14 protein-coding genes are annotated in these 20,644 nt (G+C 42.5%); 8 read left to right on the top strand and 6 right to left on the bottom strand.

Translation table 11 applies throughout. The features are described 5' to 3' along the window. The first annotated feature begins 218 nt into the window (after positions 1–218). A complete protein-coding gene (locus STRCR_RS09540; RefSeq protein WP_004228692.1) occupies positions 219–1,649 on the top strand; it encodes an NADP-dependent glyceraldehyde-3-phosphate dehydrogenase in 1,431 nt (476 codons plus the stop codon). Positions 1,650–1,763: 114 nt separating this feature from the next. On the opposite strand, the gene STRCR_RS09535 is transcribed toward STRCR_RS09540, so the two are convergent. After that, positions 1,764–2,522, bottom strand: a complete 759-nt coding sequence (locus STRCR_RS09535; RefSeq protein WP_004230100.1) for a glucosaminidase domain-containing protein — start codon at positions 2,520–2,522, stop codon at positions 1,764–1,766. Positions 2,523–2,715: 193 nt separating this feature from the next. Between STRCR_RS09535 and STRCR_RS09530 the strand changes: the two genes are divergently transcribed. Together STRCR_RS09530 and tpiA are read left to right on the top strand one after the other, a co-directional pair. After that, positions 2,716–3,450, top strand: coding sequence for a PHP domain-containing protein (locus STRCR_RS09530; protein ID WP_004225130.1), 735 nt, complete (start codon positions 2,716–2,718; stop codon positions 3,448–3,450). Between the two features lie 98 nt (positions 3,451–3,548). Next, positions 3,549–4,307, top strand: a complete 759-nt coding sequence (gene tpiA / locus STRCR_RS09525) for a triose-phosphate isomerase (protein ID WP_004226820.1) — start codon at positions 3,549–3,551, stop codon at positions 4,305–4,307. Between the two features lie 343 nt (positions 4,308–4,650). Here tpiA and STRCR_RS09520 read toward each other — a convergent pair whose 3' ends face one another. The 4 genes from STRCR_RS09520 to STRCR_RS09505 all read right to left on the bottom strand — a co-directional run bounded on the left by STRCR_RS09520 (position 4,651) and on the right by STRCR_RS09505 (position 10,161). Beyond that, entirely contained in the window at positions 4,651–5,886 is a 1,236-nt protein-coding gene (locus STRCR_RS09520; RefSeq protein WP_004225834.1) for an aminoacyltransferase, read from the bottom strand. Beyond that, positions 5,886–7,097, bottom strand: coding sequence for an aminoacyltransferase (locus tag STRCR_RS09515; RefSeq protein ID WP_004227325.1), 1,212 nt, complete (start codon positions 7,095–7,097; stop codon positions 5,886–5,888). Before STRCR_RS09515 ends, STRCR_RS09520 begins: the two co-directional genes overlap by 1 nt. Continuing rightward, entirely contained in the window at positions 7,097–7,906 is an 810-nt protein-coding gene (gene yidA, locus STRCR_RS09510) for a sugar-phosphatase (RefSeq protein WP_004228694.1), read from the bottom strand. The genes STRCR_RS09515 and yidA overlap by 1 nt, the downstream gene beginning before the upstream one ends. Positions 7,907–8,868: 962 nt before the next feature. Further along, positions 8,869–10,161, bottom strand: a complete 1,293-nt coding sequence (locus STRCR_RS09505; protein ID WP_004225131.1) for an HD domain-containing protein — start codon at positions 10,159–10,161, stop codon at positions 8,869–8,871. A gap of 121 nt (positions 10,162–10,282) precedes the next feature. Here STRCR_RS09505 and STRCR_RS09500 point away from each other — a divergent pair, with 121 nt between their 5' ends. From STRCR_RS09500 to STRCR_RS09480, 4 genes are all read left to right on the top strand, one after another. Further along, a complete protein-coding gene (locus STRCR_RS09500; RefSeq protein ID WP_004227142.1) occupies positions 10,283–10,675 on the top strand; it encodes a YwiB family protein in 393 nt (130 codons plus the stop codon). A 317-nt stretch (positions 10,676–10,992) separates the two neighbouring features. Further along, positions 10,993–13,674 carry a cation-translocating P-type ATPase gene (locus STRCR_RS09495; protein WP_004227127.1) on the top strand — a complete coding sequence of 894 codons (2,682 nt, stop codon included), beginning with the start codon at positions 10,993–10,995 and terminating at the stop codon, positions 13,672–13,674. 710 nt (positions 13,675–14,384) lie between these two features. Continuing rightward, positions 14,385–16,622, top strand: a complete 2,238-nt coding sequence (metE, locus tag STRCR_RS09485; protein WP_004225433.1) for a 5-methyltetrahydropteroyltriglutamate--homocysteine S-methyltransferase — start codon at positions 14,385–14,387, stop codon at positions 16,620–16,622. A gap of 15 nt (positions 16,623–16,637) precedes the next feature. After that, complete coding sequence (locus STRCR_RS09480) at positions 16,638–18,488, top strand: bifunctional homocysteine S-methyltransferase/methylenetetrahydrofolate reductase (protein WP_004229563.1); 1,851 nt, start codon at positions 16,638–16,640, stop codon at positions 18,486–18,488. A gap of 144 nt (positions 18,489–18,632) precedes the next feature. Here the strand turns inward: STRCR_RS09480 and STRCR_RS09475 are convergent, their stop codons facing one another. Continuing rightward, on the bottom strand, positions 18,633–19,271 hold the full coding sequence (locus STRCR_RS09475; protein WP_004227778.1) for an MBL fold metallo-hydrolase: 639 nt from the start codon (positions 19,269–19,271) through the stop codon (positions 18,633–18,635). Between the two features lie 154 nt (positions 19,272–19,425). Between STRCR_RS09475 and STRCR_RS09470 the strand changes: the two genes are divergently transcribed. Next, complete coding sequence (locus STRCR_RS09470; protein WP_003048871.1) at positions 19,426–20,604, top strand: ATP-grasp domain-containing protein; 1,179 nt, start codon at positions 19,426–19,428, stop codon at positions 20,602–20,604. Positions 20,605–20,644 lie beyond the last annotated feature (40 nt).

Raw genomic sequence — 20,644 nt, 5'->3', positions numbered from 1 at the left:
CTCTGGCCTTTTTTGCTAGGTCGGAGTAAATAAAACTTGACTGATTGACTTTAGATCAGACGGCTGTTTTCTAATCTAGGAGCCTAAAGGAGTAAGGCTGGTTTTCCTTCTTATCAAAAAAGCAGCTTTCGAAATATTCAGATTATTAACATAGTAGATATTGGAAAATTACGTAAAAAGTGATAGAATAGGTCTATCATAAGTAAAAGGAGAACTAGATGACTAAACAATACAAAAACTATGTCAATGGTGAATGGAAGTTATCAGATGAGGAAATCACAATCTATGAACCTGCGACTGGTAAAGAGCTGGGTACAGTTCCAGCTATGAGCCATGAAGAGGTTGATTATGTTTACGCATCAGCTAAAGCCGCTCTTCCAGAATGGCGGGCACTCTCTTATATTGAACGTGCCGCTTATATTCATAAGGCTGCTGATATTTTAGAACGAGATGCTGAAAAAATCGGTTCTGTTTTGTCCAAAGAAATTGCCAAGGGTCTGAAATCAGCCGTTGGTGAAGTCACTCGGACAGCTGAAATTGTCAATTTCGCTGCCGAAGAAGGTGTTCGTGCTGAAGGTGAAGTCCTCGAAGGCGGCAGCTTCGATGCAGCCAGCAAGCGTAAAATTGCAGTAGTTCGTCGCGAACCAGTCGGTTTGGTCTTGGCTATCTCACCATTTAACTATCCTGTTAACTTGGCTGGTTCCAAGATTGCCCCTGCCTTGATTTCCGGAAACGTTGTTGCCTTTAAGCCACCAACGCAAGGATCAATCTCAGGCTTGCTCTTAGCTGAGGCCTTTGCTGAAGCTGGTCTGCCTGCTGGTGTCTTCAATACTATCACAGGCCGAGGTTCAGTTATCGGTGACTACATCGTTGAACATGAAGCTGTTGACTTTATCAACTTTACAGGATCAACACCAGTCGGTGAAAACATTGGTAGGTTGGCTGGTATGCGCCCAATCATGTTGGAACTCGGTGGTAAAGATGCAGCCATTGTGCTCGAAGATGCTGATCTTGAGTTAACGGCTAAAAATATCGTTGCTGGTGCTTTTGGTTACTCTGGACAACGTTGTACAGCCGTTAAGCGCGTGCTTGTTATGGATAGTGTGGCAGATGAATTGGTTAAATTAGTCACTGAGAAGGTTGAAAAACTCTCTGTTGGTATGCCAGAAGAAGATGCTGACATCACGCCGCTGATTGACACTAAGGCAGCCGACTTTGTGGAAGGTTTGATTAAAGATGCTGCTGATAAGGGTGCTGTAGCTACAACACCAATCAAGCGGGAAGGTAACACGATTTATCCAACTGTCTTCGATAAGGTGACAACTGATATGCGTTTGGCTTGGGAAGAACCATTTGGTCCTGTCCTGCCAATTATCCGTGTCAACTCGGTTGATGAAGCTTTGGAAATTGCCAATGAATCTGAATATGGCCTGCAATCCTCAGTCTTCACTCAGGACTTCCCATTGGCTCTTAAGATTGCTGAACAATTGGAAGTTGGAACCGTCCACATTAATAATAAGACTCAACGTGGTACCGATAACTTCCCATTCTTAGGAGCTAAGAAGTCTGGTGCTGGTGTTCAAGGGGTTAAATATTCTATTCACGCCATGACCAATGTTAAATCTGTCGTATTTGACATTGCTAAATAAGGTATTATGAAAGAGCTGTTCTCTCGAATAGCTCTTTTTTCGTTCTCGTTAAAAATAGTTTGATTTCAGTGCTTTTCTGGATAAAGTAGAAAAGAATTTTATCGCTTAGCAGGTCTAATTGGTCAGCTGATTTTTAGCCCAGTTATTGTCTTTTTCAAGCGTATTAACATCAGTATAGGCTTGTCTGTAGACATTATAAAGTAGGCCCGGCTTATAGGGACTGACTGGTTGATCGTAATCAGTCAAGTGATACAGTTTAATCAAATAGTTGAGCTTAGTATTATAACTGGTGTCAGTTGCATAGCGACCGGTTAAGGCTTGGGTTGCATCCCGATAGCTAGTAGTATTAGATTTCCTAGCATCTGCATAGAGATTCTTACTGAGAATATCAGCATAATCCTCTAACGATTCCTTGTAAGAAGGATATTTTCGAAAAGCAGCATCAATCTTATAGGTATTACCCTTGCCATCATCCTCCCAGGTTTGGAAGGTAGCCGAGTTTCCCTGATAATCCCCCTTAATCCCAAAGAGGTTGTAATTAGGGTTAGAACCAAGCTTAGACGTACCATGATTACTTTCTAAAATGGCTTGAGCAATCATGACAGAAGCATAGAGGTCATTATCTTGAGCAATGGATCGAGCATCTTCGCCAATATTATTGATGAAGTAGAGGACGGCAATATCGCGGTTATCTTGTCTGGTTTGGGGAGGCTTGGTATTGATAACAGTCAGCCGACTGAACAGGCCATAGCCTGTAAAAAACAAAATAGCAAGAATGAGAAGTAAAGTAAGAACAAACGACTTACGGTTTTTCTTTTTAATCTTAAAAAGTTTTTTCCACCGACTTGGGCGGGATTTCTTTTTGTTGGCCATGCCTTCCTCCTTTCCTTAACGTGTTTTTAAGACCTTAAGAACTAGTATAGCATAGTTAAAAGAATTTCGGTGGTCAAAACAAAACTCTCATTTCTATTAAAATCCCTATGTCCTTACTGTTTGTTTAGCGAGTTGAAGACTAGTTAAACTTCGTGTCGCAAAGTATGATAAAATAAGAACAAGGAGGTCAGTTATGCGGGATAATCACCTACACACTCATTTTTCTTACGATTCTCAAGCTAAATTTAAAGATTATTTGGATGCTTATTCTGGAGAGATTGTCACAACCGAACACTTTGATTTGTCCAATCCCTATACAAAAAAGGATGATATTCCTGATTATGATGCCTACAGTCGAGAAATTGACCAACTCAATCAAGCTTATGGAGGTCGCATCAAACGTGGCATCGAAATCGGTTATTACCAACCCCGTGAAGCGGATATTTTGGCTTATTTGGCAGATAAGGCATTCGACCTCAAGCTATTATCGGTTCACCACAATGGACAAAATGATTATCTGGATGACGAAATAGCTGAGCGAGATAAGGATGAAGTCATCCCTGAGTACCTGAATTTACTAGAAGCTGCTATTGGGCGAGTGGATGCTCATGTCTTGGCCCATTTTGATTATGGTTTTCGACTCTTTGAACTTAGCCCTGCTGACTTGCAGGTTTATGAACCACAGCTGATAATCATTTTCCAAAAGATGATTGAGAATGACTTGGCTTTTGAGCTAAATAGTAAATCCATCTATCTTTACCATCATGAAGATCTTTATCGCTACGCACTCGGTTTAGTCAAAAAGCTTGGTTGTCAAAAATATTCTCTAGGGTCAGATGGCCACAAGTTGGAGCATTTTCGCTTGAATTTTGATAAATTGCAAGCTCTCTTGAAAGAGTTTGAAATCGATCCTGAGCAGCTTATTTGACTGCCTTGGCAATAGAGAAAAATCTAGGTAAATCTTTAAATGCCCAGTGATTTATGGTAGAATGAAGGAGTAAATAAAATATAGAAGAGGTATGTGAAATGTCACGTAAACCAATTATCGCTGGAAACTGGAAAATGAATAAGACGGCTGCAGAAGCACGTGAATTCATTGATGCAGTGAAAAACAACATTCCATCAAGCGAACTTGTTGATACTGTTGTTGGTTCCCCTGCCCTGTTCCTTGAAGGCATGAAAAAAGGTGTTAAAGATACTGAGCTACAAGTGGCAGCCCAAAACTGTTACTGGGAAGATTTTGGAGCTTTCACCGGCGAAACAAGTCCAGCAGCTCTGGAAGCTCTTGGTGTTGAATATGTCATCATTGGTCACTCTGAACGCCGTGATTACTTCCATGAAACAGACGAAGAAATCAACAAAAAAGCTCATGCTATTTTCAACCACAATATGATCCCAATCCTTTGCTGCGGTGAGTCTCTTGAAACTTATGAAGCTGGTAAAACAGCTGAATGGATTGAAGGCCAAATCACTGCTGACCTTAAAGGCTTGAGTGCAGATCAAGTTGCAAGCATGGTTATCGCTTACGAACCAATCTGGGCTATTGGTACTGGTAAATCCGCTGACGCTAACATTGCTGATGATATCTGCGGTGTTGTTCGTTCAACTGTTGAAAAACTTTATGGTAAGGAAGTTTCAGAAGCTGTTCGTATCCAATACGGTGGTTCTGTGAAACCTGAAAATGTTGCAGAATATATGGCTAAAGAAAATGTCGATGGCGCTCTCGTTGGTGGTGCTTCACTGCAAGCAGATAGCTTCTTAGCTTTGCTTGACTTTGTAAATTAATCGGTTGATTTGATTCATAATAAAACGGCTAGATGTACACGCATCTAGCCGTTTTTGACTGTGGTAAGATATAATCTGGCTTCCTTCAAATTATCTGAATCTAAAAAGGGAGTAGAAAGAAATAAGATAAACAATGGTTATCACCACATTCGTTTAGGTTTTGTGCTTTGGACTTTAGCAAAAGGAAAACCAGCCAGCAGTGGTTCATTGGTGCTAAAGCATCTAATGAACTGTGCAGGAGGAAGACTTCTTGGCTAAGCCAAGAAGTCTTCCTCCCAACCACTGCACCAAGAGCTTATGCCGAAACAGGAATGGACGAGTTATTGCTCAGCCTCTTGATTTGTTATTGCCGTCCTAGAAGTTTTTTGATACCCTTCAGGATTTTAAATTTGAAAGGATTTGGATAGTAGCGGAAGGTTCCCATCTTGCGAGTAATGTAACCGTTGAAGTTCTGCTTGAAGCGGAGAACACCATCGGAGCCATCGAATATCCCCTGAATACCAAGGAAATTATAGCTTGGGATACCACGTTTAATAGCCTCCAGCATAACATATTCTTGCAGGAGAGCTGGGGCATAGAATTTGTTAAATTCGGTATAAGAGCCTGAAAATAGATAGATGGCTTCCTGCTTGGTGTAAACAAAGAGACTGCCAGCTAGAATCACATCTTGATCTCCGTGCTTGTTAATTAATTCCTGAGCCTCTTCCAGACGTTTATCAAAGGTCGCTAATTGTTGATCCAATTCCTTCTTTTGCCGCAGGTATTTGGAAGACTCAAGATTTTTAGCATGGGTTTGGGCGAGTTTGTCTAGCTTAACTTGAAGATTGGCCTGACCTTCTTTGAGGTGGTTAGCGTAATCCTGAAAATTAAGGCTGGCAATCATGAATTCGGCCTGATCTCCCCAACTATCATAGAAGTCTTGGTAGTAGTCCAAATCCTTATCAGTATAATCTCGCCGATCAGAGGTCGATGAGGTAATTTCCTTAAAGATAGGAAGTTCTTCGCGGGTCAATTTTTTCAGCTTGGTTCCGAAGGTCTTGGATTTCTTAACCAGAGGGCGTCCCTTTTTGCTCAAGGATTTCATGAGGTTATCGGCAGTAATCTCCCGCATATCCTTGACGTAATGCCAATCGGGTTCCCCGCCAGGATAACCTGTCTGCAGGCCATCATGGACAAAGCCTAAATCGGTAAAGGTCTTAATCAGGTCTGGTTTAGCATCGTCATTTGGCTGGCCATCACTATCGAAGGTTTGATAGGTATCATAGGGCTTGACAATTAACTCTAAAGCTCCTTCACTTTTAGCGTAATCCTGTAGACCTCGGTAGAAATCACTTAGGTATTTTGTATCTGTCGAGAAAGGGCCTGAGTTAATTTCCATGTGGAGACCACCGGTCATGGGCATGGAATAGACCAAGGCAGCTACTTGGAGGTCGCCGTCAGCTCTAAGGCCGACATAAGCAATTTTATAACCCCGCTTTTTAAAAAGCTCAGCCATCTGGGGTGACTGCATAAAGGACTTGTAAGCAACCTTTTGGCTAAAGGTCTCAAAGACATCTTTGCTTAAAATCTCAAAAGTCATTAGTGGTTACTCCTTGCTTGTTTACGTTTATTGTAAGCGTACATAGCTGGTTTGTAGAGAAGGCTGACGGGAATGTTAAATTCACCAATAAATTCCTCAATGGTTGGATTGAAGTTAGATTTAAATTTGGTCAGACCATCGTCCAAAGTCCCTTCGACGCCCCCCATATTGGCCCAGATAATACCATCAGCGTAGGCATCTTCAAAAACTTTAGGGTAGAGTGAATACTGTGGGTAGAATTTCTTAAATTCATCATTCATACCGGCATAGAGCATTTCCATGACATTGCCGAAACGAACGGATAAGATCCCGGCGATAATGAGCTCATCGTCGTATTTATCAACAAATTCTTCAAACTCGGTGATGTATTTTTGGACGGAATTCTTTTGCTGGGTCAACTTAGTCAGTCGTTTCTTTTGATTTTCAGCAGTCTCTGACAAATCTTTTTCAATCTGAGCTAATTGTTCTTTATATTCGGCCAGACGTTTAGGCAGGTTAACCTTGGCCAGATGAAGGTAGGCATCATCGCCATAGATGGTCATCATCTTCTTGAAATAGTCGTAGTTGCGCAGAGCTACACCCTTACGATCTTCGGTCAGTGCAACGACATCAGCGAAAGCCTGCACATCATCAATGGTCCCCCGGCTGGTAATAACCCCCCGCTTTTTGGCATCCTTCATCAGACGTTTGGTGTGTTTAGGGAAGGTCGCCAGCATATCTTCCTGCGTATAGACATTGGCTTGAAAACGTGGCTGAATGCTTTCAGCAATTTCCATGGTTCGGCCAGTCCACTCAACCCCTGCCTTTTTGAGGTTATCAAGAACAGACAGAGTTTCTGAATTTTCCTCCGTTTCCTCGCCAATCTTATAGGCCTTAAGCAACAGAGCCGGATCGAATTTGATAAAGAGGGCATGTTTTGATTTACCATATTTCTTGAGGGACTTGATAACGAAATCTACGATGTCCTGATTTTGGTAATCCATGATTGGTCCGCGTGGAATGTAGAGCATAGTCATACCCAGAGGCAAGCGTTTAATCAGGATAGAAGCAGAGGCCACCATTTCATCGTCCTGATAAAAGCCAAGGCGTTCGTTATCCCAGTTGTCTTTGACCTGAGCCCAATTGGAGCTTTGCAGTAAATTGGTTTGGTTACTGGCCTTGGCAAATTGGTCATGTTCTTGAGCAGAAATTCCCACTTTATAAGTAAACATTAATCTAAAACCCACTTTCTAATGGCGTATGCAACACCGGATTCGTCGTTTGATTTGGTAATGTGCTGAGCAATTTTTTTCAGTTCTGGATTGCCATTTTCCATAACAATTGGATGGCCAACCACTTCTAGCATAGCTCGGTCGTTCTCTTCATCGCCGATAGCCATAGTTTCCTCAACTGAAATACCTAATTTCTCGGCTAAATGGAGGACAGCAGTCCCTTTATTAGAAGTCTTGTTCAGCACTTCTAGGTAGAAGGGACGAGATTTAACGATGGTAAAACGGTCATAAAATTCTTGCGGAATTTTAGCAATGGCTTGATCCAGAATTTCAGGCTCATCGATATACATGGTTTTGACGAATTCCTTATCACGATTTTCTTCAGGGGTCCGATAGAAAATTGGCATGCTGACGAGAGTAGCTTCATGGACCGTATAGTTACCGATATTGCGGTTGCTAGTGTAGATACCATCTTTGGTAATGGCATGGGAGTGAATACCTAGTCTAGTGGCTAGGTATTCAATGTCTAAGTAATCTTCATAGCTAAGTGCATCCTTGATGACTTCTTGACCAGTAGCTGTCTCTTGCACCAAGGCACCATTGAAGGTGATGACATAGTTATCGGGTTCGTTTAAATTGAGTTCATTTAGGAGCTCTTGGACGCCGGCGATTGGTCGACCAGTTGTGATAACAATCTTAACCCCAGCAGCCTTGGCCTCTTGAATGGCCTGATAGACTTCAGGTGTGATTTTTCGCTTACTGTTGACCAGTGTGCCATCAATATCGATGGCCACAAGTTTAATTGACATGGTTTTGTTTTCTCCAGTTTTGATTCATAGAATAAAGTAAAAGCCCAAGCACTCAGTGTCCTAGGCTTGAGGGCTGATACATCCCTACTATTTTACTAAAAATCAGGCTATTTGTCAGCTGGCACTATGGGAGAGGAAAAGACACTGGCACTATGGGGTAGTATCAACCCAAAAATTGAAAATTTTAGGTCTCACCACGTTCTGGTTTTAAAGTGATGACCTGAAACGATCTCTCCCCAGACCATTACTTTGCAAGCTTCATTTCCCGATGAAAAAAGTCTCCCAGACCTTTTTAACCCACTCCCGCACAGCTCAAAGGGGCTGGGGGACCCTTTCGAGGTTGGGAATAAAATTAAGGAGGTTCATCACATTCGTTTAGTTTTTCCGCTTTGGCCTTAGCTAGCAGTGGAGTCTGGGACAAAAGTCCAGACTCGTTCGCATAGTTCTAGATTTACTAGATTGACGCATTGGTTGATTGGCAGCTCTTATCTTTGGGGCACAGTCCCATTTTTAAGCGCCCCTTTTCTTAAACAGTCCACTGAACTGTTTAACTCCCACGCAAATGATAGCGGCCAATCTAATCAACTGTGCGGAAGTGGGATTTAAATGCTCCAGTGGACTTTGGCAGTCTGGGGAGAGCCTGCCACCTAAAAGCAGGAAAGTACAGAGGCCTAATCCTTAAAATGGGAGAGCGAGGAAAATCAAAATCGTGATTTTATCACGATTTACTGATTTTCACTCTCACATTCGTTTAGTTTTTCCGCATTGGGCTTGTGGTGAAAGGAAAGCCAGTCAGCAGTGGTTGATTGGTGCTAAAGCACCTGATGAACCATGCAGGAGCAAGACTTGTTGGCTACGCCAACTTAGTCTTACTCCCAACCACTGTGCCAAGAGTTTATTCCCAAACAGGAGTGCTGGATAAGTTTTGGACCAGCCTCATAGGTCTCTTTCTGATTTTGAGATTATAGCAGGCGATCATTGTTGATGTGCCCAAGGAACTCTTCTTTTTCACTGCTAAAAAGGTCATCAGTTGCCAGCATCTCAGCTGGAAAATAGAAACGACTGTCGCCGTGAACGGTTCCTGTCAGAGCCTTGACTAAGTCGGATTCTTGACTGAGTTCCTTGAGGCTGCCGTCTTTTTGCAGAAGTTCAATCTGAGTACGAGGATTTTCTTTTTCAGGTCGGTAAATATCGTAAGGCAAATCAAAATTTTTATGCTCGGCTGTATAATAGTCAGGGTCATAGCCAATAGCTGCGACCAGTTTTTGTAGTGCTGTGAGAGACGTCTGGCTGGCCTGCGTTAAAATGACAGATTTGAAGAGCTTACGATTGATGAAGCGATTAGCTAAGTCAGCCAAAATGGCATCATCAGAGGTCATCCAGCTCTGAAAATAGGTGTTCATCACCCCATCGTCCAAATAAAGATAGTCCTGCAGGCTGTAGCTCTTCTCAAAGAAGGGAATCAGACAAGGCGATGTTTTCTCAAAATAGGCCTGTTGCTGAGGATAGAGTGCCTTGGCTCGCTTAAGAAGATTTTGCAAGAGAACCTCCATGGCCCGACTGGCCGGGTGGAAATAAACCTGCATGTACATCTGGTAGCGGCTGACCAGATAGTCCTCAATAGCATGGGTTCCATTAATGGTAAAAGCAATGCCATTGCCATGCGGACGAATAACACTAAGAATCCGTGTTAAATCAAATTGACCGTAACTGGCCCCCGTGTAGTAGGCGTCTCGCAAAAGATAGTCCATGCGGTCGCAGTCAATTTGGCTGGAAATCAGTTGTTCTACCTGTTTATTGGGGTAAGTGTGGTTAATGACACTAGCGACTTTATCGGGGAAATCTGGGGCTATTCGGCGCAAAACGGCATTGACCTCGGTCTGGTTGTTAGTAATAATCTCTTGCGTAATAGCTTCGTGGTTGGTGTCAAAGAGCCGTTCAAAGGTATGAGAATAAGCCCCATGTCCCAAATCATGAAGGAGAGCGGCAGCCATAGTCAGTAGACTGTCGTCTGGATTCCAATCATCAGGATAATGCTTTTCAAAATAATCAACCACTCGGCTGGCAATATGATAAACACCCAGACAATGAGAAAAACGGCTGTGCTCAGCCCCATGAAAGGTGTAACTGGTTGTTGCCAACTGCTTTATCCGCCGCAGGCGTTGAAATTCACTAGTGTTAATCAGGTCATAGATAAGAGAATCTGTGACGGATATATAATTGTGGACAGGATCACGAAAAATTTTTTCATTCATGATTTTAGTATAGCAAAAATTGCGAAATTAGGTTGAACTTGATAGAATATTAGGGCAAAAAACAGGCTTTGGAAAATATTTGAAAATTAGAAGACACATTCACTGTTTTTGGAGGCAAGCCGTGCAGATTAAAATTTATAATACTATCCAAATGGAAGAACAGACAGAGCTGATTGAAGAAATTCATGACTGTCAGTGGACCAATAAGGGGGATTATGACTACCTCATTCATCAAAATAGTCAGAACGAAAAGGTGGTCATCAAACTCAATCATAAGGAACTAGTCATGACCCGCTTTTCTAACCCTAAATCTATCATGCGTTTCCTTAAGGGGAACCTTGATTTTGCGGCCATTCCAACCTCAATGGGGGTCCAGCGTCTGGTAACGAGGACAAAGACCTTTCAGCTAGACCGGGACAGCCAGCAGCTTCATCTGATCTATGATCTCTTAACTGATCCGGAAGCAGACCGTCCTTTAGCTTCCTACGATATGCGAATCGCTTGGGGAGATTGAAAAGACCCAAACCCAATGAATCTTATGAGTGATTGAAGCAGGCTATCCAGCCATAAAATAAAGAACTTTTTCTTGAGCTTCATCCTGATTTTTTATATAATAGAAAGTATACCAAGGGAGTAGCAGACGTTTGAAAGGGTATGAGACCCTTGAAAACGTGTCAGTGTCGTCATTACGAAAGCAATTTCCGGCACTGACTTAAACAGCGAGACTTGTTTTTAAGCAGGTCTCTTTTTTATGAAAAAAAGAGATTAAAACTCAAACTGCGGCAGTCTCACAAATCTGCCCCTATATTTATTAGTTTAATGGAGGAAACTATGTCCAAAGAACAAAGTAGGCCCTCTTATCACGTGCAAAGTGCTGAGGAAGTCCTAAAAGAAGTAGACAGTTCAAGAGAGGGTTTGACGTCCAGTCAGGCTCAAAGCCGTCTAGAAGCCTATGGTAAAAATGAGCTGGATGAAGGTGAAAAACGGGGACTGATTGCTAAGTTTATTGACCAATTCAAGGATTTGATGATTATCATTCTTTTAGTAGCGGCTGCTCTGTCTGTCCTTACCGAAGGAATGGATGGTTTGACGGATGCCCTGATTATTCTGGCCGTTGTGATATTGAATGCCGCATTTGGTGTTTATCAGGAAGGACAGGCGGAAGCAGCCATTGAAGCTCTTAAGGATATGTCCAGTCCTTTAGCTCGAGTTCGCCGTGATGGTCATGTGACCGAAATTGACTCCAAGGAATTGGTGCCAGGAGATATTGTCCTTTTGGAAGCTGGTGATGTAGTACCAGCTGATATGCGGCTTTTGGAAGCAGCTTCATTGAAGATTGAAGAAGCAGCTCTGACAGGGGAATCCGTTCCAGTTGAAAAGGACTTAAATGTTGATGTGGCGGAAGATGCTGGAATTGGTGACCGCCTCAATATGGCCTACCAAAATTCCAATGTCACTTACGGACGTGGTTCCGGTGTTGTAGCCAACACAGGGATGTACACCGAAGTCGGCAAGATTGCTAATATGCTGGCCAATGCTGATGAGACTGAGACGCCGCTCAAACAGAGCCTAACTCAGCTTTCCAAGGCCCTAACCTATTTAATTGTTGTTATCGCCCTGATTACCTTCTTAGTTGGTATCTTTGTCCGCGGTGAAGAACCTTTGAACGGACTTATGGTAGCCGTGGCTTTGGCTGTTGCAGCAATACCAGAAGGTCTACCTGCTATCGTTACCATTGTCTTGTCCATGGGGACTAAGACTTTGGCTAAACGTAACTCTATCGTGCGTAAACTACCGGCTGTCGAAACACTGGGTTCAACCGAAATTATCGCCTCAGATAAGACTGGTACTCTGACCATGAATCAGATGACTGTCGAGAAGCTTTATACCAACGGTCATCTCCAATCTTCGGCTGCTGATATTTCTGCAGAAAATAACACTCTGCGGGTTATGAACTTTGCCAATGATACCAAGGTTGACCCTCAGGGTAAGCTGATTGGTGATCCAACAGAAACTGCTCTAGTTCAATTTGGTTTTGACCATAATTTTGACGTGCGCGAAGTCTTGCAGGCTGAACCTCGTGTGGCTGAGTTGCCATTTGATTCAGACCGCAAGCTCATGTCAACTATTCATAGAGAAACTGATCATTCTTACTTTGTTGCTGTCAAAGGTGCTCCTGATCAGTTGCTCAAGCGAGTGACACAGATTGAGGAAAATGGTCAAATCCGCCCCATCACAGAAGCCGATAAAAAGGAGATCTTGGCTACGAACAAGGATTTGGCCAAGCAAGCCCTGCGGGTGCTGATGATGGCCTACAAGCGCGTAGATGAAATTCCTACTATGGAATCTGAGATTGTTGAAGCCGATTTGATTTTCTCTGGTTTAGTCGGCATGATTGATCCTGAGCGGCCAGAAGCCGCCCATGCAGTTGAGGTAGCCAAGGAAGCTGGTATCCGTCCGATTATGATTACTGGAGACCACCAAGATACTGCAGAGGCTATCGCTAAGCGCTTGGGAATTATTGAGGAAGACGGCCAGGACCACGTCCTGACCGGAGCTGAGCTCAATGAATTGTCAGACGATGATTTCCAAAAGGTCTTTAGGAAATACTCCGTCTATGCTCGGGTATCACCAGAGCATAAGGTGCGTATCGTTAAAGCTTGGCAAAATGAAGGCAAGGTTGTTGCCATGACAGGTGACGGCGTCAATGATGCCCCATCCCTTAAGACCGCTGATATCGGTATTGGTATGGGAATCACCGGAACGGAAGTGTCTAAAGGGGCTTCCGATATGGTTCTGGCGGATGATAACTTCGCAACGATTATTGTTGCGGTTGAAGAAGGGCGCAAGGTCTTCTCCAACATCCAAAAATCTATCCAGTACCTGCTTTCAGCTAATATGGCTGAAGTTTTCACCATTTTCTTGGCTACCCTCTTTGGCTGGGATGTTCTCCAACCTGTCCATCTTCTGTGGATTAACTTGGTAACCGACACCCTACCAGCCATTGCTCTCGGAGTTGAACCGGCGGAACCTGGTGTTATGACCCATAAACCACGTGGCCGTAAGTCCAACTTCTTTGACGGTGGGGTCTTTGGAGCTGTCATCTATCAAGGTCTCCTGCAAACAGCTCTGGTTATTGGTATTTACGGCTGGGCTCTGATGTTCCCAGAACATACCGATAGTCAGATGATGCATGCGGATGCTTTGACTATGACCTTCGCAACCCTGGGTCTGATCCAACTCCTCCACGCCTTTAATGTTAAGTCGGTTTATCAATCGATTTTCAAGGTTAGACCATTTAGTAACCCAACCTTTAACTGGGCAATCCCAGTAGCCTTCCTAATTCTTATGATGACTATCGTGGTACCTGGTTTTAACAAGCTCTTCCACGTTTCCTACCTCGATGCGGCTCAATGGTTGGCTGTTATTATTGCCAGTCTCCTCATTGTCGTTCTAGTTGAAATAGTCAAGGCTGTCCAAAGGGCCCTAGGACAAGATAAAAAAGCTATATAATGTTTAAAACACACTAGTGACCGAAACGCTCCTTGGAGCAATGGTCTAGGTGTGTTTTTCTTATGCGCTTAACTGAGATTTTCAAATCCACTTTCGTCGAAAATCAAAGTATATGCCAGTATATCAAATGGAATGCGCCTACGGCTGCGTGGAGAAAGATAGACTGAAAATGAGATAGATTGCTATGATAGGGCTGCATCCTCCTCTGCAATCTCTGAATCTGACGTATAAGAAATCAGAAGACCAAGTCTTGACTTACTCGCTCTTTAATGTCCCAGCTCAGGTTGAAGTCCTCCGTTGGAGCATTTCGGACCCGATTCTGCGCAGTTCATCAGACTCCACTAGTTTTCCAAACTGCTGGCGCTATAAAAAATGAATAACCTAATGAATCACTGTATAAGTAATAGTCTCTGCATATCTTAAAGAATATGAAGCCTTCCCGCCCTCTCTAATACCTGCGTTTTATTGCCATTTCTATTTTTAATTTTTTGGATTAACAGGAAATCCTAAGTATTAGATATAGCTAAAAATTATAACTAAGCCTTTTTCTATAGTTTCTAGCTATAGAAGAAGATAAAAAATCAAAAATCATAATTTATTGATTTAACAAGGAATATCTAGTATGATTTTTATCATCAAATAAAAAACAGAGTATAGTTTTAAGTTAAGTAATTTCTTTATATTAACTTAAAACTATAAGGGAGGGTGAAATGACAAAAATTTCTAATTTAGGTTATCCGCGTTTAGGAGAAAATCGTGAATGGAAAAAGCTGATTGAATCTTACTGGTCCCAAAAAATTAGTCAGCAGGAACTGTTTGCAGGAGCAAAAGCGCTGCGCACAGATTTCTTGAAAAAACAGCTAAATGCGGGATTAGATTTAATTCCGGTTGGTGATTTTTCCTTTTATGATCACATTTTGGACTTGTCTGTGCAGTTCAATATTATTCCTAAGCGCTTTGCTAAAGAAGTAGCAGATATTGATTTATACTTTTCTATTGCTCGGGGCGACAAGGAAAATGTCGCTTCCTCTATGAAAAAATGGTTTAATACCAACTACCACTACATTGTTCCTGAGTGGACAAAAAAACGTCCCAAACTGAATAATAATCGGCTTCTGGAACTTTATTTAGAAGCAAGAGAGATTGTAGGGGATAAGGCAAAGCCCGTTATCACAGGGCCTATTACCTATGTAGCTCTGTCATCGGGAGTTGAAGACTTCACTGCTGCTGTAAAAAGTCTCCTACCGCTCTACAAACAAGTTTTTAAAGAGTTAGTTGAGGCAGGTGCCGTCTATATTCAGATTGATGAGCCGATCTTTGTGACTGATGAAGGCGCTGATTATCTTGAAGCAGCAAAAGGCGTCTATGGTTATTTTGCTAAGGAAATTCCTCAGGCTAAATTTATCTTTCAAACTTACTTTGAAGCTTTGATTAATGCCGAAAGCCTATCACAACTCCCTGTTGCAGGTTTTGGACTTGATTTTGTTCATGGTCTGGAAGAAAATCTTGCTGCTTTGACTTCGGGACTTTTCAAAGATAAGGAAATCTTTGCAGGGATGGTTGACGGTCGTAATATCTGGAGTTCCGATTTTGTGAAGACTGCCGAACTTTTGAATATTATCAAAGACAATTCTGCTGAGGTGACCGTCCAGCCTTCTTGTTCACTTTTGCATGTGCCTGTAACGACTAAAAATGAAACGGATCTAGAAACTGTTTTGTTAAACGGTCTGGCCTTTGCTGATGAAAAATTGCAGGAAGTCAAACTTCTGACTGAAAAGCTGGACGGCCGAGAAACTCCTGCCTATCACGAGCATATCGCTCATTTTGAAGCACTACAGGCTGCTGATTTCAGAAATGTTGAATTGGAAAATGCGGAGCAAGCAGCAACTAAGCGCATCAGCAGTTTTAAAAAGAGACGAGATCTGCAGCAGAAAAAACTACAGTTACCGCTTTTGCCTACGACAACCATAGGCTCTTTTCCGCAATCGCAGGAAATCAGACGGACACGCTTAGCTTGGAAACGCAGAAACATCAGCGATGAGGATTATCAAGACTATATAAATGCTGAAATTAAACGCTGGATCAAGATTCAGGAAGATTTAGATCTTGATGTTTTAGTCCATGGCGAATTTGAGCGGGTTGATATGATCGAATTCTTTGGTCAACAGCTGGCTGGCTTTGCTACGACGAAGCTTGGCTGGGTCCAATCTTACGGTTCTCGGGCTGTGAAACCACCTATTATTTACGGGGATGTGCAGCACATTAAACCCTTGACTGTCCGTGAAACGATTTATGCGCAGAGTCTGACTGACCGGCCGGTTAAGGGAATGCTGACGGGACCGATTACCATTACTAACTGGTCTTTTGACCGCACAGATATTCCACGCAGACAGCTCTTTGATCAAATTGGTCTAGCTATCAAAGATGAAATTAAGCTTCTGGAAGATGCCGGTATTGCTATCATCCAAGTTGATGAAGCTGCCCTTCGTGAGGGACTACCGCTGCGCAAGGCTAAGCAAAAGGCTTATCTTGATGATGCCGTTCGCGCCTTTCATATTGCTACCTCATCTGTTAAAGATGAAACGCAGATTCATACGCACATGTGTTATTCTAAATTCGATGAAATCATTGATTCTATTCGGGCGCTTGATGCGGATGTTATTTCCATTGAAACCAGCCGCAGTCACGGAGACATTATCGAATCCTTTGAGACAGCAGTTTATCCGCTGGGGATAGGTTTAGGCGTTTACGATATCCACTCTCCGCGCGTGCCGACTAAAGAAGAAATCATCGCTAATATCGAAAGGCCTCTGCGTAAATTGTCTCCTAAGCAGTTTTGGGTCAATCCTGACTGCGGGCTGAAAACTCGTCAAGAACCTGAAACGCTTGCTGCTCTTAAAGTTTTAGTTGCAGCAACCAAGGAAGTTCGTCGGAAATTAAGAAGTTAATTAAGGAGAGTGTCCATGTCCAAATTGCTAGACAAACTAAAAACCGATATTTTAGTAGCTGACGGTGCTATGGGAACCCTTCTTTACGCTGATGGTCTGGAATCCTGTCATGATTATTATAATATCAGTCATCCAGAACGTATTTCAGCCATTCATAAGGCCTATATTGATGCCGGTGCTGATATCATCCAGACCAATACTTACGGTGCTAAACGCCACCGCCTTAAAAGTTTTGGCCATGACAATGATGTTAAGCTAATCAATCAAAAAGCGGTTGAGATCGCCCGTCAGGCTGCCGGAGAAAGTGTTTTTGTTCTGGGGACGATAGGAGCTTCGCGGGGGCTGAGACAGTGCGATCTTAGCCTAGCAGACATTGTCGAAGAGACCGTTGAGCAGGCTCAGGCGCTTTTAGAAACCGGGCAGCTGGACGGCTTGCTGCTTGAAACTTATTATGACAGGGAAGAGTTAGAGGCTGTCGTGAAAGCGATAAGGCCACTGACTGATTTGCCCTTGATAACCAATATGGCTCTTCATGAAGCAGGCATCACAGAAGATGGCCGTCCCTTAGTAGAAGCCCTCAGTCATTTGGTGATGTTAGGCGCTGATATTGTCGGGCTGAACTGTCATCTGGGACCTTATCACATGATTCAGTCCTTCAAGCAGGTGCCGCTTTTTGCACAAAGTTATCTGTCTGCTTATCCTAATGCCAGCCTTTTATCATTTGCTAGCGACAATGAAAAAGGACAGTATCGCTTTAGCCAGAATGCTGACTATTTCGAATATTGCGCTCGGCTTTTTGTGGAAGAAGGTGTGCGCTTGATTGGCGGCTGCTGCGGAACGACTCCAGATCATATAAGGGCTATTAAGCGGGGCATCAAAAATTTAAAGCCAGTTGAACGTAAAACTATTACCCCATTGATTACGGAAGAAGAACTCATTGATGAAATTAGTAAAAAAGAAACGTTGGCAGATAAGGCTAAAAAAGAAGTCACTATCATTGCTGAGATTGACCCCCCAAAGACCTTGGCTATTGAAAAATTTATTGAAGGGATTAAAGCCTTAGATAAAAAGAATATTGCTGCGATTACTTTAGCAGACAATTCTTTAGCCAAAACGCGTATTTGCAATCTCAGTCTTGCTTCCCTATTAAAAAATGAAGTAACAACGCCTTTTTTACTCCATGTTGCTTGTCGCGATCATAATATGATAGGCTTGCAGTCACGCTTGTTGGGAATGGATGTATTGGGATTTAATCAACTGCTGGCTATTACAGGAGATCCCACAAAAATTGGTGATTTTCCCGGAGCTACTAGTGTGTATGATGCCACCAGTTTTAAATTACTTTCTCTAATTAAGCAATTAAACCACGGAAAAGGCTATAGTGGGGCCAGTTTGAAAAGAACAACCCATTTTACAACGGCGGCAGCTTTTAATCCCAATGTCCATCATCTCGAAAAAAGCAGTCGTCTGATTGAACGTAAAATTAAAGCAGGGGCAGATTATTTTATTACCCAGCCTATTTTTAGTGAAGAAATTATCCATCAACTGGGACATTTAACAGAAGCTTATGACCAGCCCTTTTTCATCGGCATTATGCCTATAACCTCCTATAACAATGCTGTTTTTCTGCATAATGAGGTTCCGGGAATTCACTTGCCAGAAGTGTTTCTGGAAAAGCTGGAAACTGTTAAGGATGATAAAAAGGCCTGTCAGGCCATTGCTTTGGCAGAAAGCAAGAAATTAATCGACTGTGCTTTAGAATATTTTAATGGAATCTATCTGATTACGCCCTTTTTACGCTATGATTTGACCTTGGATTTAATTGACTATATTCAAAAGAAGAAAACCCTAATGTCCCCAAAATAAAAAATAATTGGATATAAAAAACGAATGACTCTAACCTTCAAATAATAGGAAGCTGGAACCATTCGTTTTTGGTTATGACTAAATCAAACATGACATTTGACAAAGAAGTTCTAAATAAACCATCATCCATTATAACACTTTTATCTAGTTTCTAAAAAATGGATTGAAAGTTTTCTCATGACCAATAGTAGTATCAAAGCCGTGGCCGGGATAAACGTGATAGTGGTTAGGCAGTATAAAGAGTTCTTTGCGAATGGCATCAAGGAGCTGCTGGCGATTGCCAGTTGGAAGATCGGTCCGGCCAATGGTTTCGCAGAAGAGGGCATCGCCCGAAAAGACAGCCTCCTCAGTCTTGAAAATTAGGGAGACGCTGCCCCAAGAGTGGCCGGGCGTTGGGACAACTGTGAAATTAAAGCCAGCCAATTCATAGTTCTGGCGGTAGCGGTAGAAGTGGTCAGCAGGCCTTGCTCTGACATTCACCATATCATCATGGCAGGGGAGGCCTGACAGGTTATCGACAGGGTTGGTTAACCAACCTGCCTCTTTTTCTGAGATGTAAGCTGGAGCCTGTCCGAACTTATCACGAACAGCATCCAGACTCATGATATGGTCATAGTGGGCATGGGTTAAAAGCACTGCTGCGACAGGCTTAACCAAGTCATTTAGCTTAGCCAAAATATCTTGACCATTGCTTCCGGGATCAATAACGAGAAGGGCTTGTTCATTTTCCAGAATGTAGGTATTTTCAAGAGCAACTTGATTTTTAATGGTATAAATTTTCATAGGGACCTCGATTGGATGATTTGCCTTTATTATAACGCAGCAGCCGGTAAATGTCTTTGGCTGGAGGTCTTTGCCCGAGAGAATTTTCAGAAAAATCTGTCAAAATAGCTTGAAAGATGGTAGAATAAGGGTAACGATAATAGAGGAGGCTCAAATGACAAGACCCTTAAATTTTGTAATGATTTCCCCTCATTTCCCAACGAACTTTGAACCTTTTGCCCATCGCCTAAGGGCTAATGGTTTTAACACTTTGGGAATTGCGGATACCCCTTATGAGGAACTGAGTGACAGCTTGAAGACTGCTTTAACCGAGTATTACCGTGTGGATAATATGGAAGATTACGATCAAGTCTACCGAGCAGTAGCCTACTTTGCCCATAAGTATGGTCGTATTGATCGCATCGAATCCCACAATGAATATTGGCTGGAGTTAGATGCCCATTTGCGGACAGACTTTAATGTTTTTGGTTATAAAAATGATGATATGCTGTCCATTAAGACCAAACGGCAGATGAAGGAAATTTTCCGCCAAACTGGTATCAAGGTTGCCCGTGGAGAGGTTTTCCATAGTGATGATGAGGCACGCAACTTGGCTAAAGAACTGGGCTTCCCAGTTATTATCAAGCCTAATTCAGGAGTAGGAGCTTCTGACACCTATAAGATTAAGTCACAAGCTGAACTGGAGGATTTCTTGGGCCATCAGACGCCTGATGTTGAGTACATCATGGAAGAGTTTATTGATGGTGATATCATCACCTTTGATGGCTTGACTGACCATGATGGTAACATCGTCTTTTACTCTGGCTTGGAATATTCTGAGGCTGTTTTGGATACCTTAGACCATGATAATGACATGTTCTACTATATCCCTAGGGAATTTTCACCAGAGTTGATTGAGCTAGGAAAACAGTGTGTCAAGGCTTTCAACGTAAAAGAACGTTTCTTCCACTTTGAATTCTTCCGCGTTAAGAAAACCAAAGACCTTATGGCTCTTGAAATCAACTGCCGTCCACCAGGTGGCTTGACTATTGATATGTGGAACTATGCAGATGATTTTGATATCTTTGACCAGTATGCCAAGATTGTACGGGACAATCAATTTACCGCCGATGTTCAGCATCGTTATAATGTGGTTTATATCTCTCGTAAGGCCAATCGTAATTATGCTCATAGCTTAGAAGATATTCAAGCTCACTTTGGTGATAAGATTATTTTGATCCAGTCTGTTCCAGGCGTCTTCGCTCAAATCATGGGAGAAGTTGGTATCCTAGCTAGAACCCAAACTATGGATGAGCTCAGAGAATTAGTCAGTTATGCTCAAGCTAAGGTTTGAGATTTTTAGAAAGGAAACGGCAGGGGTCCTTATTATCCCC

The sequence above is a fragment of the Streptococcus criceti HS-6 genome (genome assembly GCF_000187975.2).
Lineage (GTDB): Bacteria > Bacillota > Bacilli > Lactobacillales > Streptococcaceae > Streptococcus > Streptococcus criceti.
This window is presented reverse-complemented; position numbering and strand designations above follow the sequence as displayed.

Excerpts from the sequence above, each read along its gene's own strand:
- STRCR_RS09515 (WP_004227325.1), bottom strand. The coding sequence starts at position 7,097 with ATGTTTACTTATAAAGTGGGAATTTCTGCTCAAGAACATGACCAATTT.
- STRCR_RS09480 (WP_004229563.1), top strand. The coding sequence starts at position 16,638 with ATGTCCAAATTGCTAGACAAACTAAAAACCGATATTTTAGTAGCTGAC.
- STRCR_RS09470 (WP_003048871.1), top strand. The coding sequence starts at position 19,426 with ATGACAAGACCCTTAAATTTTGTAATGATTTCCCCTCATTTCCCAACG.
- STRCR_RS09505 (WP_004225131.1), bottom strand. The coding sequence starts at position 10,161 with ATGAATGAAAAAATTTTTCGTGATCCTGTCCACAATTATATATCCGTC.
- yidA (WP_004228694.1), bottom strand. The coding sequence starts at position 7,906 with ATGTCAATTAAACTTGTGGCCATCGATATTGATGGCACACTGGTCAAC.
- STRCR_RS09530 (WP_004225130.1), top strand. The coding sequence starts at position 2,716 with ATGCGGGATAATCACCTACACACTCATTTTTCTTACGATTCTCAAGCT.
- STRCR_RS09475 (WP_004227778.1), bottom strand. The coding sequence starts at position 19,271 with ATGAAAATTTATACCATTAAAAATCAAGTTGCTCTTGAAAATACCTAC.
- metE (WP_004225433.1), top strand. The coding sequence starts at position 14,385 with ATGACAAAAATTTCTAATTTAGGTTATCCGCGTTTAGGAGAAAATCGT.
- STRCR_RS09535 (WP_004230100.1), bottom strand. The coding sequence starts at position 2,522 with ATGGCCAACAAAAAGAAATCCCGCCCAAGTCGGTGGAAAAAACTTTTT.
- STRCR_RS09495 (WP_004227127.1), top strand. The coding sequence starts at position 10,993 with ATGTCCAAAGAACAAAGTAGGCCCTCTTATCACGTGCAAAGTGCTGAG.
- tpiA (WP_004226820.1), top strand. The coding sequence starts at position 3,549 with ATGTCACGTAAACCAATTATCGCTGGAAACTGGAAAATGAATAAGACG.
- STRCR_RS09540 (WP_004228692.1), top strand. The coding sequence starts at position 219 with ATGACTAAACAATACAAAAACTATGTCAATGGTGAATGGAAGTTATCA.
- STRCR_RS09520 (WP_004225834.1), bottom strand. The coding sequence starts at position 5,886 with ATGACTTTTGAGATTTTAAGCAAAGATGTCTTTGAGACCTTTAGCCAA.